Origin of the sequence: Nonomuraea sp. NPDC050328 (assembly GCF_044459405.1) — a bacterium.
Lineage (GTDB): Bacteria > Actinomycetota > Actinomycetes > Streptosporangiales > Streptosporangiaceae > Nonomuraea.
This window is the reverse complement of sequence record NZ_JBITIW010000006.1, coordinates 424,414-439,527: the sequence shown is the minus strand read 5'-3', so window position 1 is coordinate 439,527 and position 15,114 is coordinate 424,414. Positions and strand designations below refer to the sequence as shown.

Annotated in this window: 14 protein-coding genes; 6 read left to right on the top strand and 8 right to left on the bottom strand. The window is 72.9% G+C overall.

The genetic code is table 11. The features are described 5' to 3' along the window. Positions 1-78 precede the first annotated feature (78 nt). Positions 79-2,085, top strand: coding sequence for a hypothetical protein (locus tag ACIBG7_RS24695; protein WP_397337703.1), 2,007 nt, complete (start codon positions 79-81; stop codon positions 2,083-2,085). 71 nt (positions 2,086-2,156) lie between these two features. Continuing rightward, a complete protein-coding gene (locus tag ACIBG7_RS24690; protein WP_397337702.1) occupies positions 2,157-2,963 on the top strand; it encodes an SAM-dependent methyltransferase in 807 nt (268 codons plus the stop codon). Here the strand turns inward: ACIBG7_RS24690 and ACIBG7_RS24685 are convergent. Then, on the bottom strand, positions 2,957-3,919 hold the full coding sequence (locus ACIBG7_RS24685; RefSeq protein ID WP_397337701.1) for a nucleoside hydrolase: 963 nt from the start codon (positions 3,917-3,919) through the stop codon (positions 2,957-2,959). The two genes, ACIBG7_RS24690 and ACIBG7_RS24685, sit on opposite strands and share 7 nt — an antisense overlap. Positions 3,920-3,966: 47 nt before the next feature. Between ACIBG7_RS24685 and ACIBG7_RS24680 the strand changes: the two genes are divergently transcribed. The 3 genes from ACIBG7_RS24680 to ACIBG7_RS24670 are packed head-to-tail and all read left to right on the top strand — an operon-like array spanning position 3,967 to position 6,270. Next, the gene (locus ACIBG7_RS24680; RefSeq protein ID WP_397337700.1) at positions 3,967-4,875 is read left to right on the top strand and encodes a ribokinase; all 909 of its coding nucleotides are present in this window, start codon (positions 3,967-3,969) and stop codon (positions 4,873-4,875) included. Then, a complete protein-coding gene (gene deoC, locus ACIBG7_RS24675; RefSeq protein WP_397337699.1) occupies positions 4,872-5,531 on the top strand; it encodes a deoxyribose-phosphate aldolase in 660 nt (219 codons plus the stop codon). The genes ACIBG7_RS24680 and deoC overlap by 4 nt, the downstream gene beginning before the upstream one ends. Then, positions 5,518-6,270, top strand: coding sequence for a GntR family transcriptional regulator (locus tag ACIBG7_RS24670; protein ID WP_397337698.1), 753 nt, complete (start codon positions 5,518-5,520; stop codon positions 6,268-6,270). The genes deoC and ACIBG7_RS24670 overlap by 14 nt, the downstream gene beginning before the upstream one ends. On the opposite strand, the gene ACIBG7_RS24665 is transcribed toward ACIBG7_RS24670, so the two are convergent. Continuing rightward, the gene (locus ACIBG7_RS24665) at positions 6,248-7,102 is read right to left on the bottom strand and encodes an NAD(P)H-binding protein (RefSeq protein WP_397337697.1); all 855 of its coding nucleotides are present in this window, start codon (positions 7,100-7,102) and stop codon (positions 6,248-6,250) included. The two genes, ACIBG7_RS24670 and ACIBG7_RS24665, sit on opposite strands and share 23 nt — an antisense overlap. Continuing rightward, a complete protein-coding gene (locus ACIBG7_RS24660) occupies positions 7,099-8,130 on the bottom strand; it encodes a saccharopine dehydrogenase NADP-binding domain-containing protein (protein ID WP_397337696.1) in 1,032 nt (343 codons plus the stop codon). Before ACIBG7_RS24660 ends, ACIBG7_RS24665 begins: the two co-directional genes overlap by 4 nt. Positions 8,131-8,218: 88 nt before the next feature. Here ACIBG7_RS24660 and ACIBG7_RS24655 point away from each other — a divergent pair, with 88 nt between their 5' ends. After that, positions 8,219-8,815 (top strand): TetR/AcrR family transcriptional regulator, encoded by a 597-nt coding sequence (locus ACIBG7_RS24655; RefSeq protein ID WP_397337695.1) that lies wholly within the window; start codon positions 8,219-8,221, stop codon positions 8,813-8,815. Positions 8,816-8,916: 101 nt separating this feature from the next. Here the strand turns inward: ACIBG7_RS24655 and ACIBG7_RS24650 are convergent, their stop codons facing one another. From ACIBG7_RS24650 to ACIBG7_RS24630, 5 genes are all read right to left on the bottom strand, one after another. Then, the gene (locus ACIBG7_RS24650) at positions 8,917-9,360 is read right to left on the bottom strand and encodes an iron chaperone (protein ID WP_397337694.1); all 444 of its coding nucleotides are present in this window, start codon (positions 9,358-9,360) and stop codon (positions 8,917-8,919) included. A gap of 121 nt (positions 9,361-9,481) precedes the next feature. Then, a complete protein-coding gene (locus ACIBG7_RS24645; protein WP_357927678.1) occupies positions 9,482-10,834 on the bottom strand; it encodes a hypothetical protein in 1,353 nt (450 codons plus the stop codon). Positions 10,835-10,842: 8 nt separating this feature from the next. Continuing rightward, positions 10,843-11,526, bottom strand: a complete 684-nt coding sequence (locus ACIBG7_RS24640; protein WP_397337693.1) for a tyrosine-protein phosphatase — start codon at positions 11,524-11,526, stop codon at positions 10,843-10,845. Next, positions 11,523-13,133: a beta-N-acetylhexosaminidase gene (locus ACIBG7_RS24635; RefSeq protein WP_397337692.1), complete on the bottom strand. Its 1,611-nt coding sequence runs from the start codon at positions 13,131-13,133 to the stop codon at positions 11,523-11,525. Before ACIBG7_RS24635 ends, ACIBG7_RS24640 begins: the two co-directional genes overlap by 4 nt. A 13-nt stretch (positions 13,134-13,146) precedes the next feature. Then, a complete protein-coding gene (locus ACIBG7_RS24630; RefSeq protein ID WP_357927683.1) occupies positions 13,147-15,111 on the bottom strand; it encodes an NPCBM/NEW2 domain-containing protein in 1,965 nt (654 codons plus the stop codon). Between the last annotated feature and the right edge of the window lie 3 nt (positions 15,112-15,114).

The window sequence follows — 15,114 nt, the reverse complement described above, 5'->3', positions numbered from 1 at the left end:
CAAGATCCGGTGAACCGGCGCGCGTGGCCCGTTATTCCGTAGCATCTGGGTAAACCAGGCGGAGGAGGGTCACCAGCCGTGGCGCGTGTGTACCAAGCGGTCCTCAGAGACGGCGCCGCCCGCCTCGGACCCCGCCTGCGCACCGCCTTCACCACCTGGCTCGACGTACCCGACACCGGCGGCGGCGACCTCGACCTGGCCACCGCCGCCGGAGCCCACGTGCGGCTGCACGACACCCCGCACTGCGGCCGGTACGTGGCCGACACCCGCTCCGGCCTGAAGATCGTCGTCACCTGGGCGCACACTCCGCACGACCGCCGCAACTGGGCCACCGTCGTCCTCGACGACCCCGGCGGAGGCTCCCCCGCCGACCTGGTGTCCGGCCCGGAGTTCCTGCCCGGCTTCCTGGCCACCGCCCGCGCCACCGACGGCCTCGTGCCGCTCGACCCGGGCGCCCACGAGATCGACGTCACCAACCTGGACGAGCTGCTCGGCTGGCTCACCGACCCCGCCCGGCGGGTGCCGGTCATCGTCCTGTCCCCCGACTCCCGCGCCGACGTCCCGGCCGGGGCCGCCCGGCTCGCCCGGGCCGCCGCCGGGCTCGCGCTCGTCGCCCACCTGCACGACCAGGCCGCCCAGGACCGGTTCAACGCGGCGCTCGGCGAGAGCCTGGAGGTCTTCGGCGGCGGGCTGCGCACCTACCTGCCCGGACTGCGGCCCGGCCACGAGCCCTACCCGCACCGCCACCCCATCCGGAGCGGCGGCGCGTTACGCGACCACGGGGTGCGGGCGTACGACGTGGTGATCTCCGGGGTCATCCGGGAGTCGGTACGGCATGCGCTGCCCGAGGACATCCGGGCGGCCACGCGCCTCATCCCCGGGATCCTCGCGGGGAAGACCAGTGCCGACGGGCTGTTCGCCGGGCCGTCCACGCAGCCGACCCTCCGCGACCGCCTGGCCGCCCTGTCCGTCGACCCGCGCGTCCTCGCCCGGGGCACCTCGGATCCGCCTGCCGTACGGGTGACTTCAGATTCGCCTGCCGTACGGGCAGCTTCTGATCCGCCTGCCGTACGGGCGCCCGAGCCGGAGAAGCCCGCACCCGCCGTAGCCCCACCGCCCGCGCCGGCCGGCGACGGCCTCCACCCGGCGCCCACGACCCCAGTGGGCGAGCCGCCCACCAGAGGCCGGACCGCCGAACCCGAGGCCCTGGCCGCCATGATCGCCGAACGGGTGGCCGGACAGCTCAGCGCCGAGATCATGGCCGCCCTGGAGATGGTCAGCGGCGACACCTCCTCCGAAACCCTCCGCTCCATCCGCATCATGACCGCCCACGTCGAGGCCCTCCGCCGCGAACTCGACCAGGCCAAGCTCCACCAGCACCACTCCGCCAGCCTCCAGGCCGAGGCCGAGGGCCAGAGCGCCGTCCTGGAGCACGAGCTGACCCGCCTCCGCACCGACCACGACCAGCTCGAACTCGACTACGAGCAACTCGCCGCCGACGAGCGCCGCGCCCGCGAGCGGGTCCGCTGGCTCGAAGGCCGCCTCGCCGCCCTGTCCCAGCCGGTGTACGGCGTGGCCACCCCCGACGAGCTGTGGGAGCCCGAAAGCCTCATGGACGTGCTCCTGCGCGCCCGCGGCTACTTCGCGCACGTCACCCTCGCCGCCCATCTCGACCGCGACGCCGCCGCCCTCGACGTCACCTACCCCCGCCACTGCCGTATCTGGGCCGGCAAGGCCTGGGACGCCCTGCGCGCCCTCGACGCCTACGCCGCCGACCGGGCCGCCGACCGCTTCCAGGGCGGCTTCTACCAGTGGTGCGACCACCCACCCCCGGGCCGCCCGGCCCTGGTCAAGCACCTGGTCACCATGCGGGAGTCGGAGTCGGTCTCCGGCAACAGCGCCTTCCGCGCCGAACGCACCTTCCCCGGCCCGGACGGCCCCGTCTTCATGGAGGCGCACATCAAGCTCCAGCGCGTCGGCTACCCGGCCCCCCGCCTGTACTTCCACGACGACGCGGGCGGCCCCTCGGCCCGCGTCTGGGTCGGCTACCTGGGCAACCACCTGTCCAACACCCGCACCAACTGAGCTCCCGGCCGATTGACAGGGGCGGGGGGAGCGACCACGATCGACTTTCTGCGGATTCGGGAGACATAGCTGTGGACGAAGAGGCGCCGAGCGGGGTCAACCCGCGCATTCCCAACATGGCCCGCATGTACGACTACGCGTTGGGCGGGAAGGACAACTTCGCCGCTGATCGCGAGGCGGTGCAGAAGCTGTTCGCCATGTCGCCGGAGAACCGGTACGTGCCGCTGGCCAATCGGCGGTTCCTGCGGCGGGCCGTACGGTATGCCGTCGAGCAGGGGATCGAGCAGTTCCTCGATCTGGGCGCCGGGTTGCCGAGCCAGGGGAACGTGCACGAGGTGGCGTCCAGGGCGCGCGTGGTCTACGTCGATCACGATCCGGTGGTCGCGGTGCATGCGCGGGCGTTGCTGGCGACCGACGAGTCGCGGGTGAGCCTGGTGCAGGGGGATCTGCGCGAGCCGGAGACGATCCTGAAGCATCCGGAGGTCGTCCGGCTGATCGACTTCTCCCGGCCGGTGGCGGTGCTGTTCGTGTCGGTGCTGCACGGGGTGGCCGATGCGGAGGATCCGGCCGGGCTGGTGCGGGCCTACGCCAGGCCGCTGGCGCCCGGCAGCCATCTGATCCTGTCGCATCTGACCCGCGAGGGGCATCCGGCGGAGCTGGTGCGCCGGAAGGAGGAGGTGTTCGCCAGGTCGAACACCGTCTTCTCCTATCGGGGACGGGCGGAGATCCTGTCGTACTTCGAGGGGTTCGAGCTGGTTGAGCCCGGGTTGACGGCGGTGACCGCCTGGCGGCCCGACGATCCGGTGCCGGATGCCGACCTGGAGGCTGCCGGGTCCTGGTGGCTGGGCGGGGTGGGGCGCCGGGCCGAGGGTCAGTAGATGAGGTCGCGCGACGGCTTGGTGGGGGTGGCCAGGAGGGTCTTCAGGTAGGTGAAGAAGCCTTCGGCGTCGATCTCCTCGATCACCGTGGCGTTCGGCTCCAGGCCGTGCACGCCCCACGACATCGCCGAGTAGCCGCGGGTCAGCTCGCCCGCGGTCTCCACGTCGACATGGTACGGCGAGGCCTGCCGTACCAGCTCGGGGTGGAAGAGCACCGCGGAGGTCAGCGAGTCGGGGTGGGTGGTCCCGTCGATGCCCACGCTCCGGTCGAACTCCAGCGTGGCCGCGCAGACCCGGGTGAAGAAGCGCGCCAGCGGGGTGTCGAGCGCGGCGATGGCGTCGAGCCGCTCCTGGCCGAAGACGGCCTGGCGCAGGGTGAGCGGGTCCCACGGGACGACGGTGACGGCGAACCCGGCGGAGAAGACGGTCTTGGCGGCCTCGGGGTCGACGTAGAAGTTGAACTCCGCGGCGGCGGTGATGTTGCCGCGCCCGTTGTTGGAGCCGCCCATGACGTAGAGCGCCTTGACGTTGCGCGCGAAGGAGGGGTCCTTCACCACGGCCATGGCGATGTTGGTGAGCGGGCCGATGGCCACGACGGACAGCTCGCCGGGGCTCTCGGCGGCCAGCCGGATCAGCGCGTCCACGGCGTGCTCGGTCTCGGGGGCGAGGCCGGACATGTCCATGTCGAGGCCGCCCGCGCCGTCGCCGTGCACGTTCTCGGCGCTGGCCCACTCGCGCACCATGGGGCGGCGGCAGCCCAGGTGGATCGGCACCTCGCCGAGGCGGCCGGTCACGCTGAGCGTCAGGTAGGCGTTGCGCACCTGGCGGTCGAAGCCGACGTTCCCGGCGACCATGGTGATCGCGCGCAGGTCGGCGACCGGGTCGAGCAGGGCGGTGATCAGCGCGACGCAGTCGTCCTGCGCGGTGTCCGTGTCGATGATCAAGGGGACCGTCATGGGCACTCCAGTTTCATGATTTGTCGATATATGTCTACCATATGTCTATGCAGATAGCAGTGGTGGGCAGCTACGGCACCGGGCTGACCATGCGGATCGACCGCATGCCCGAGGCCGGCGAGACGCTGTCCGGCGGCGTCTTCGCCAGCGGCCCAGGCGGCAAGGGCTCCAACCAGGCCATCGGCGCGGCCCGGCTCGGCGCGCGGGTCAGCCTGCTGACCGCGCTCGGCCCCGACGCCTTCGCCGAGGAGGCCAGGCGGCTGTGGGCGGCCGAAGGCGTCGAGGCGACCGTGGTCACCGCGCGGGCGGCCACCATGGCCGGGGTGATCCTGGTCGAGGAGAGCGGCGAGAACCGCATCGTCATCGCCCCCGGCGCGCTCGACGAGCTGCGGCCCGAGCACGTGACCGCCTTCGCGCCCGCCATCGCCGCCGCCGACCTGGTGCTGACCTGCAACGAGATCCCCCAGGACGTGGTCTCGGCGACCCTGCGGACCGCCCGCGAGCACGGCGTGCGCACCCTGCTCAACCCCGCGCCCGCCCGTGACCTGCCCGCCGCCGACCGCCCCCTGGTCGACTACCTGACCCCCAACCTCGGCGAGGCCCGGCTGCTGACCGGCCTCGGCCCGGCCGCCGGGCGGGACGAACTGCTCGATGCGCTGCGCGCGAGCTTCCCCGCCGCGACCGTCGTGCTCACCTGCGGCGCCGACGGCGCGCACGCCGACGACGGCCGCTCGCGCTTCCACCTCCCGGCGGTACGGCCCAGCCGCGTCGTCGACACCACGGGCGCCGGCGACGCGTTCACCGCGGCCCTCGCCACCGCCCTGCACCGGCCCCTGCCCGAAGCGGTCCGGTTCGCGGCCGCCGCCGGGGCCTACGCGGTCTCGCGGTTCGAGGCCATCCCGGGGCTCGGCCGGACGGCCGACCTCGAAGCACTCCTGAAAGGCAACCTGTCGTGAACCTCGCTCCCTACATCCAGCACACCGCCATCGAGGTCGGCCTGACCAGGGACGACATCGTCCGCCACTGCGAGGAAGCGGCCGAGTACGGCTTCAACGCCGCGATGATCCCTGCCTCGTGGGTGCCGCTGGCGGCCGAGGTGCTGCGCGGGACCGGCGTGGCCGTCGCCTCCGCGCTCGACTTCCCGATCGTCGGCGTGATGACGTCGGCCGGCAAGGCCGCCGAGGCGCGGGCCATCGCCGAGGCCGGGGCCGACCAGCTCGACATGGGCGTGCAGGTCGGGTGGCTGCGCAGCGGGATGGAGCGGGAGTTCCGTGACGACATCGCGGGCGTGGTCGCGGCGGGCATTCCGGTCAAGGTGATGCTGGAGCTGCCGCTGCTCACCCCCGAGCAGCGGGAGCGGGCGGTCGAGCTGGCGATGGAGGCGGGGGCGGCCTACCTCAAGAACGCCAGCAGCGGATCGGTGGAGATCGCCTCGCCGGAGAGCGTCTCCTGGCTCGCCGCGCGGGTGCGCGACGGGGTAAAGGTCAAGGCGTCGGGCGGCATCAAGAGCGTCGAGCAGGCCCGCGCGCTGCTCGATGCCGGAGCCTCGCTGCTCGGCACCAGCGCGGGCATCAGCCTGGTCAAGGGCGAGACGGCGGATGCCTCCTACTGACCCCGCCTGGGAGCTGTCCCGCGAGTCGGGCGAACCCCTGCACCTGCAGATCGAGCGGGCCATCCGCGACCGGATCGCCTCCGGCCGCTGGCCCGCCCGCTTCAAGCTGCCCGCCGAGCCGGCGCTGGCCGCCGAGCTGGGCGTCAACCGGGGCACGGTCCGCAAGGCGCTCGCCCTGCTCACCGAGGACGGCCTGCTCTCCTCCACCCGTGGCCGGGGCACCTTCGTGACCGCCGGGGTCGCCGAGCCGGGCATCGCCCAGCGCCTGCGCTCGCTGACCGAGGACTTCCGCGACCAGGGCTACGATCTGACCGCCGAGGTGCTGAGCGCCCGGCTCGAACGGCTGCCCCTGGCCGTCGAGGCGATCCTGGGCGTCTCGGCGAACACCCCGGCCCTGCGCCTGGTCCGCGTCTTCCACTGCGCGCAGGGCCCGCTGGCGTACCTGGTCAACTACGTGCGGGCCGACCTGTGCCCCGGCGTCGAGGGCGTGGACTTCACCGCTGCCTCGCTCTTCGACACCCTCGAACGCCGGTACGGCCTGCGCATCGCCGAGGGGCGGCGGACCTTCAGCGCCGAACCGGCCCGCGACGAGGTGGCCGCCGGGCTGGGTCTGCCGCCGGGCTCACCCGTCCTCTACCTGGAGCAGGTCACCTACACCGACGACGGCCGGGCGGTCGAGTACTCCGACGTGTGGATCAACAGCGTGCACGCCAAGATCACCTCCCACCTGGAGCGCTGACGAACCCCGCCAGGGTCAGCGGGTCGCGCCCGCCGTACTGCCGGATGCTCGGGGTGACCACGAAGAGCGGGTGGTGCCCGGAGCCGATGAACCGGAACAGCGCCCACAGGTGCGACAGGTGCTCGACCGCCACCTCGTCGCGGTAGACCTCCCGCGCGCGGCGTTCCCACTCGCCCGGGTCCAGGTCCTCGTACGGCACGCCGAACGCGGCCGCGATCTGCCCGACGGTGGCCATCTGCCCGTTGACCAGGCAGACCGGTTCGGGGTCCGGGTCGGCGAGCACCAGGCCCGCGCCCACCCGCGCCACGTCCTCGGCGGCGACCAGCGGGATCCAGGTGTCCGGGCCGCCGAGCGGCATGGCCAGCTTCCCGAGCGCGGCCTGGACCGCGAGGTTCTCGAAGAAGACGCCGGCCCGCAGGTGGACGGCGCGATCGCCGAGGGCGTGGGTGAAGACCTGCTCGGCCAGCCAGTGGCGGCGCATGTGCGGGGTGCCCGCGGACGGGCCGGCGTCGAGTTGCGAGACCTCGACGACGCGTTCCAGGCCGGCCTCGCGGGCGGCCATCGCGAAGGCGGCCGAGGCGTCGAGCAGGCCGGCGGTCACCGGGTAGGTGAAGTACGCCCGGGTGACGCCCTTGACGGCCTGCCGTACGGACTGGATCTCGCGCAGGTCGCCGACGAACACCTCCGCGCCGAGCTTGCGCAGCTCCTCGGCCCGGTGGTCGTCGGCGCGGACGAAGGCCCGCACCTGCTGTCCGGCGTCGAGCAGCAGTTCGGTGACGCGGCGTCCGGTGGCGCCCTGCTGCCCGCCGGCCGCTCCGGTGACCAGGATCATCGGCTTGCTCCCTTGCGGAGGGTGAGGTCGAAGAGGCCGAGCGCCTCCAGGTCGCGCAGGAACGGCTCGGCGGGGAAGGCCGTGGCGGGACTGTGCGCGCCGGGCTCGGGGCCCTCGCCGCGGGCCAGCCGTACGGCGGCTTCGACGGAGGCGAGCGCGCTGGCCCGCCACAGGTCGTGGCCGCCGGCCTGCGCGGCGTTGTTGCCGTCGGCGGTGATGGCCTGGACGGCGACGATGAAGCGTGACCGGGCCCGCTCCTCGGGCGGCAGGTCGTCGCTGGTGAAGGCCCCTTCCTCGGCGAAGGTCTCGGCGGTGAGCTGGGCCTCGACCTGCCGGGTCCGGACGTGGCGCGGGATGGTGACCACGTCGGAGGAGGGGATCGGCGCGATCATCGTGCGCGGCCCGAGCGGCGGCGGGAAGGGGAAGACGGCGTTGCGCGGCTCGACGTAGCCCACGTGGTGGGCGCCGTCGGTGTAGGTGATGCGGCGGGTGTCGGCGAAGAGCAGTTCGGCGGTCCGCCGGGCGCCGCCGGTCAGCCGCCAGCCGGAGACCGCGTAGGCGGTCACCACCCGCTCCACCTCGGCGAGCCCGGCCGCAGCGGCGGCGGCGAGCAGGTCGCCCAGGCCGCCGTAGAAGCTCATCGCGGTGATCATGACGAGGTCGCGGCGGCGGGCCGGCTCGTCGAGGGTGTCGAAGAACCACCTGGCGTGGTGTTGTTCGAGGCTGTGGTCGACGTAGTGGCATCCGGCCTCGACGGCGGCGCTCGCCACGGGCCGGCCGGTGGTCTCGAACGGCCCGGCGCAGTGGATCAGCACGCCGGCCCGCCCGGCCAGTTCGCGTAAGGCGCCGGGGTCGTCGAGGCCGGCGGGATGGGTCTCGGCGCCCGGCAGTTCGTCGGCCAGGGCCTTGAGCTTGGGTTCCGACCGTCCGGCGAGGATCACGGCGTGGCCTCGGGCGTGGAGGTCGGTGGCGACCAGGCGGCCGGTGTGGCCGCTCGCGCCGTAGATCGCGATGGGTGGTGCGGACATGGGGCACCTCCGTGTTTCATACTGTGGGTATGTAACTAGGGTCGAAGTTACATACCCGGAGTATGCAAGTCAATGGAGGACCCCGCCCATGCCCCCACGCACCCAGGCCCAGCGCTCGGACGCGACCACCGCCCTGCTGGTCAACGCGGCGCGCGAGCTCTTCGGGACGCGGGGGTTCGCCGCCACCGCCCTGGAGGAGATCGCCGCCGCTACCGGGACCACCAAGGGCGCGATCTACCACCACTTCTCCGGGAAGAACAGCATCTTCCGAGCCGCCCTCACCGCCGAGGCCGCCGCCATCGCCACCACCCTCGAACAGGTCGCCGCCACCGCCCCCAGTGCTTGGGAGGCGCTGCGGCTGGGCTGCCGGACGTTTCTGGAGCACTGCCTCGACCCCGGGTTCCGCCGCATCGTCATCCTCGACGGGCCCGCGGTGCTCGGCTGGGACAGCGTCCGCGAGATCGAGCACGGGACCATGTTGCGGGTGCTCGTGGCCGGTTTCGAAGTCGCCGCCGCCGAAGGGGTGCTCACTCCGGGGGACCCCACGGTCCGGGCTCAGCTCATGTTCGGTGCGTTGTGCGAGGGCGGGATGCTCCTGGCCAGGTCGCAGGACCCTGCCGGTGACCTGGAGCTCATCGCCACCGAGGTGGACGCCCTGCTCTCCGCCTTCCGAGGCCCGCGATGACTCGGGATGGACTGGGTCTCCTGCGGGACCGGAGTACGGCAAGCGCCTGACCCGTCCCCGGGGCGGGACGGGTCAGGCGGGAGGGGGTCTTCGTCACGGGGTCAGCTCACGGCCTGCTTGAGGAGCGCGGCGATGCGGGTCTCCTCGGCGGGGCCGATGGTGGTGAGGGCGTAGGCGCTCGGCCACATGTTGCCGTCGTCGAGGTTGGCGGTGTCGTTGAAGCCGAGGGTGGCGTAGCGGGCCTTGAACTTGGGCGCCGGCTGGAAGAAGCAGACGATCTTCCCGTCCCGGGCGTAGGCCGGCATGCCGTACCAGAGCTTGGAGGTCAGGCTGGGCGCGTGCTCCTTGACGAGGGCGTGGATCCGCTCGGCCAGGATGCGGTCCGGCTCCTCCAGCTCGGCGATCTTGGCGAGCACGTCCACTTCGGGGTCGGCCTTGGCGCCGCGCCGCGCGCTGGCCTTGAGCTCCTCGGCGTGCGCCTTCATCGCCGCGCGCTCCTCGGCCGAGAAGCCTTCGAAGGTCTTGGGGGTGGTGGTGGCGGCCATCTTGGGCTCCTTCTGGGTGGCTGTCCTGCTGACAACCTCAGAGTGCGCCCCCGCGTTGATAGATCAGCGATGCGTCCGCGATGGGCCCGCCATCGCGCGGCGGGGCGGGCCCATCGCGGCGCTAACAGGCCAGGTCGGGGCAGGTCAGGGCCAGGACGAGCCGGTTGCTGCCGTAGATGTTGTCGTAGTCTCCCTTGAACTCGTTGACCAGCCAGAGCTCGCCGCTGCCCGGCCAGTAGGACAGGTTCTGGGCGTTGCCGGGCGCGGTCGTCATGACGTGCACCTCGATCGCCGAGCGGTCCGCGGCGATGCTCACCCGGTGCAGGCAGGACTTGCGGAAGGCCCCGACGACGGACCGGCCGTCCTGGTCGGGCATGTAGCTGACCGGCGGCATGCCCTCGGGGCAGAGCCCTTCGAGCACGCCCCGGCCGCCGGTGAAGGCGCTGCCCTGCATGTCCCAGACCGGGCTGGTCCATCCCTCGGTGGGGCGGACCACCCCGCCGGCGTCCGGCTTGAGCAGGGCGGTGCTCGCGTCGAGCGGCCAGCGCAGGATCTTGCCGCCGGAGGCGCCCTGCCGGTACTCGACGGTGACCAGGTGGTCGGCGCCCGAGCGGTCGAGCGAGACGCCGTGGAAGCAGGGCCGCGCCAGGCTGGAGTCGCACCCGGCGGGGGCGGCGAACCGGTAGAAGCCGATCTGCGGCAGCGCGAACTCCGACCAGGCCGCCGAGCACACCCCGGCCGCGCAGCCGACGTTGCCGGAGGCGGTGGAGTTCATCCGCCATAACTGGGTGAGGTCGAAGACCCTGACCACGCGGTCGGCGCCGGGCAGGCCCGGGGTGTCCCCGCCGCTGAACACGAAGAGCTTGTTGCCGTACCAGGTGAGGCCGTCCGCGTGGCTGGCGATCTCGCGGAAGCCCTCGGCGCTGCCGTCCGGCTCGACCAGCAGCGCGTGCCGGTACGGCGCGCCGGCCGTCCCGGCGGTGACGTCGGCGAAGGTGACCCGGGCCAGCCGGTTGGCGCCGTGCGGGTGCGACGAGCCGCTGCGCCAGCTCACCGCGACGATCTTCCGGCCCGGGCAGCCCGCGCACGGCGGGTAGAGGACCGAGCCGTTCATGCCGTCGCCGCTGCCGGTGATGCCCTGCGGGAACCAGTTGCCGGTGGTGTCGTCGGTGCCGTTCCAGCAGAACCCGCTCACCGGGACGCTGACCCGCAGGTTGGTGGGGTGGCAGATGGCGCGGGTGGCGTGCCCTCCGGCGGCGATGACCGCGCTCAGGTCGGTCCTGCCGACCGGGAAGGCGGCGGCGACCGCGTCGCGTTGGGCCTTGCCGTCGGTGTAGACGAGCGGGTTCACCTGGGCGAGTTGCGCCGCGGTGAGTGCCGGTCCGGTCGCCGCCGAAGCGGGGGCGGGCAGGCCGAGCAGTCCCGCCACGAGCAGGGCGGGGGCGAGCAGGACGGCGGCTAATCGGGTGGCCATGGCCTCTCCTAGGGGTCGATGAGTCGGGCTTTCAGCAAGGTGATCTCGTCCTGGCCGAGTCCCGCCCCGCGCAGGTACGGCTCGGCCCCGCCGTACCGCTCGCGCAGGTAGGCGAGCGTGGCCAGCATGGTGGCCGCGGTGACCTCGGCGAACAGCCGCCTGGACCGGGTGGTCGCGGCGAACTGCGCCTCGTGGCGCAGGGCGCCGGCGGTGAGGGCGTAGTCGGCGGCGATGTCCTCGTCGGCCACCCCGGCCAGGCTGAGCGAGAGGGCGACGATCAGGCCGGTGCGGTCCTTGCCGGAGTGGCAGTGCACCAGCACGCCACCTGCGGGGGCGGTGGCGATGGCGGCCATGGCCTCGGCGACGAGTGGCGCGCCGCGGTCGAGGATGGCGCGGTAGATGGCGGGCAGGGAGTCGGCCATCTCCTCCAGCACGGTGTCCTCCGGCCGCAGGACCGGCAGGTTGCGGTAGGCGGGGTGGGCGGCGAGGGGGCTCGGGTCCGCCCGGCACTCGGCGGCCAGGCGGAGGTCGGCCACGAGGGTGATGCCGTGGCCGAACACCGCCTCGACGCTCACCGGCCGTGGCCGGTCGGAGCGGATCAGCGCGCCGGGCCGGACCCGCCCGCCACCCGCCGCGGGGAGCCCTCCCAGATCCCGGGCATTCGCACACCCCGGCCAGGACAGCGTGCTCATCGGGGTTCTCGCAGGTTGCTGGTCCAGGCGTCGAGCTGGGCCTGCCACTCGACCGGGTCCTCGGGCCGTCCGGGCACGCCGGGCCGGGTCTGCCAGGGCAGCGGCCCGTCCTCGCGGCGGTACTCGACGCCGATGGCGGCGAGCCTCGGCAGGTGCGCGGCCAGCCGCCGCCGGAAGTCGGCCAGGTCCCGCCCGGCCGAGCTCCACACCGTCTCGGCGAAGGCGGAGAGCCGGGGGAAGGTCATGTAGTCGACCCGCCGGTTGGAGTCGATCAGCTCGGTCCAGACCCCGCACTGCGAGCCCACCACCCGGGCCGCGGCCTCCTCCCCGCGCAGCTCCTCGGGGATCGGCTCGAAGGCGTAGACGTCGTCGAGGGTGAGCACGGTCCCGAAGGGCACGGGCTCGTCCTCCCCCGGCCCCTGCCGGTAGTCGAAGTAGACGGCCGTGTTCGGGCAGGTGATCACGTCGTGCCCGGCCTTGGCGGCGGCCACCGCGCCCAGGTCGCCACGCCAGGACGCGACGACCGCGCCGGGCGCGAGGCCCCCCTCCAGGATCTCGTCCCAGCCGACCAGCCGCCGGCCGCGAGCGGTGAGGTAGTCGTCGAACTGGTGGATGAACCAGCTCTGCAACTCGTCCTCGTGGGTCAGCCCCAGCTCGCTCATCCGCCGCTGCGCGGCGGGGCTGGTGCGCCACTGGTCCTTGGGGCACTCGTCGCCGCCGACGCAGACGTAGGGGCTCGGGAACAGCTCCAGCACCTCGTCGAAGACGTTCTGGAAGAACGTGATCGTGCTGTCCTCGACGTTCAGCACGTTGACGCCGATCCCCCAGGTGGTCCGCACCTCCAGCGGCGTGCTCAGGTTGCCGAGCTCGGGGTAGGCGGCGATGGCCGCCTGGGTGTGGCCGGGCAGGTCGATTTCCGGCACGATCATGATGTGCCGGCGCGCGGCGTAGGCCACGATCTCGCGGATGTCGTCCTGGGTGTAGAAGCCGCCGTGCGGGCGGCCGTCCATGGGGCCGTTCCATCCGGTCTGGCTCTCCTTGCGCCAGGAGCCGACCTCGGTCAGCCGGGGGTAGCGCCTGATCTCCAGGCGCCAGCCCTGGTCGTCGGTGAGGTGCAGGTGGAGGACGTTGAGCTTGTGCATCGCCATGAGGTCGATGAACCGCAGCAGGTCATGCTTGGTCATGAAATGTCGGGCGACGTCGAGGATGCAGCCACGCCACCCGAACCGCGGCTCGTCCTCGATGTGGACGGCCGGCACCTCGCAGGACCCGCCGGCCGCCGCCCGCCGGAAGGCCTCCGGCGGAAGCAACTGACGCAACGTCTGCGCGCCGTAGAAGGCCCCCGCCGGGCCGCCCGCGACGATGGCCACGCCGTCCTCGGCCACCGTCAGCCGGTAGGCCTCGGGCGGCAGGTCGCCGAGGCCGATCGTGATCGTTCCCGGGCCTGGGCCGCTCGGGAGCAGCTCACCTCCGGTGAAGGGGCAGAGTTCGGCCCGCAGCCAGGCGGCCACCTCGCCGAGCGCGGGATCGGCGGTCAGCGCCGTCCGGCCGGTGAGGACGAAGGTGCCTGGTCTGGTCTCGGACCGGACGGGCTTGGGAACGATCATCAAGTGTGACCTCCTACTTGCAGGTGATGGTGGCGTCGGCGATGTCGGCGTGATCGGACTGCGCGTTGTCGCCGCCGTTGGTCACGACCAGGCGGACGTGACCGGCGCCCTGGACGTTCGCGGTGACCTTCCTGGCCGGTTGCGCGCCGGTGACGACGCCGGAGTGCGCCACCCGGCCGCCGTCGGCCCAGACCTCGACGTCGACCGAACCCAGGTCGCCGACCTGGTCGTCCACGCCGGCCTGGAACTCGACCACCGAGCAGCGCCCGGCGGTGTAGAACTCGATGTCGGCCGGCGCGTGTGTGCCCAGCCCCTTGGCGTAGCGCACGCCGCCGATGGTGAGCGGCGCGCCGTCGCCCTGGCCCTTGCCGCCCACGCTCTGGTCGCGCTCGACGGGCCCCCAGTAGTTGGCGGCCTTGGTCCAGGTCAGGTCGCTCAGGTAGCTCGTGCCCGGCCCGGGAGCCTGCGCGACCCGGACGACCGCGCCGCCGGCGAGGGTGCCCGCGTCGCCGAGGCGGACGCTGCCGGTCAGGTCGTAGGTCTTCTGCTCGGCGCCGGCCGGTGCGGTGACCGCCCAGGTCGCGGTGAACCTCTCGCCGTCGCGCAGCGCGCCGGTCCTGGCCGGCGTGCGCGGCGTCGCCCTCCACCCCTCCGGTACGGCAAGCGTCACCTCCACGTCGCGAAGCGTCCCGGTGCGGCCGACGTTCGTGACCGTGGCCGAGATCTCCGCCTCCTTGCCGGGTTCGAGGGTGGAGGGCCGGTTGTCGCCGAGGAAGCGCGCCGGGTCGACGTCGAACGAGACCAGCGAAGGGGCCCGCTCCCGGCCGGCGCTCACCCGGTACATGACCGAGGAGTGCGCCGGCACGGCCGCCGACAGGTCGCCCTCGCTCGACCAGACCGCCCCGGTCCACAGGTCCTCGACCCGGTAGCGCCCGGTGTCGGGCAGCTTGAGCCGGCTCGCCTTGACCGAGATGGTGGCCTGCCGGTCGCTCTCGTTGAACAGCACGACCGCCCGGTCGCCGTTCTCCAGCGGCTTGACCAGCACGTGGTACCAGCCGTCAGTCTGGGCGTAGCGGCCCATGAGGCCGAGCCGGTCCTGGTTGACCGCGATGACCTTGGGGTTGGCCACGATCGAGGCGGGCGCCTTGGCCGGGTCGGCCTGGAGGATCAGCGGGGCCGCGCCGATCGCCCAGAGGCTGAACTGGCTGCGGTACTCCGCTTCGCTCATCCCGCCGCGGCCGGCCTGGATCAGGTCGGGGTCGGCCCAGCTTCCCTTGCCCGCGTAGTCGACGCGGAGCATGTTCGTCTCCCAGAGGCCGGCCATGCCGGCGTAGGTGTCGGCGATCGGCCGGTTGTAGACGTTGGTGCGCCAGGTGGTGGCCACCTGCCCGCCCCAGAGCCAGGGGACGCTGTTGCCGTCCTCGTTGTTCATCGCGAAGACGATCGAGTCGCCGAGGGCCTGGCGCATGGGCGGGTAGAGGATCTCGGCGATGTCGCGGGAGGTCTTGCCGGGGAAGTCGGCGACCGGGACGTTGCACCAGTCGTACTTGACGTAGTCGACGCCCCAGCTTCTGACCAGGGCGGCGTCGGCCGCCTCGTTCTTGTAGGAGCCGCGCCCGGCGCCGGCGCAGGCCTTGGTGCCGGCCGACAGGCTCAGGCCGAGCTTCAGCCCCTTGCCGTGCAGGTGGTCGGCCAGCGCCTTGACGCCCGAGGGGAAGCGGGCGGGGTCGGCGTTGCCGTCGGGGCCCTGCCAGCAGCCGTCGATGATCACGTAGGTGTAGCCGGCCTGGGCGAGCGTGGCCATGGCGTCGGCGGCCTGCCGTACCGTCGCCTCCGAGACGGCGCAGCCCAGCGTGCGGCTGCTCCAGCCCATCGGCGGGGTCTCGATCGCGGGCGGCGCGGACGTGGTGGCGTCGGCACTGGCTAAGGGCATGGTGAGGAGGGCCGCCACCGACAGGGCGGCCGTGATCTTGCGCATGGG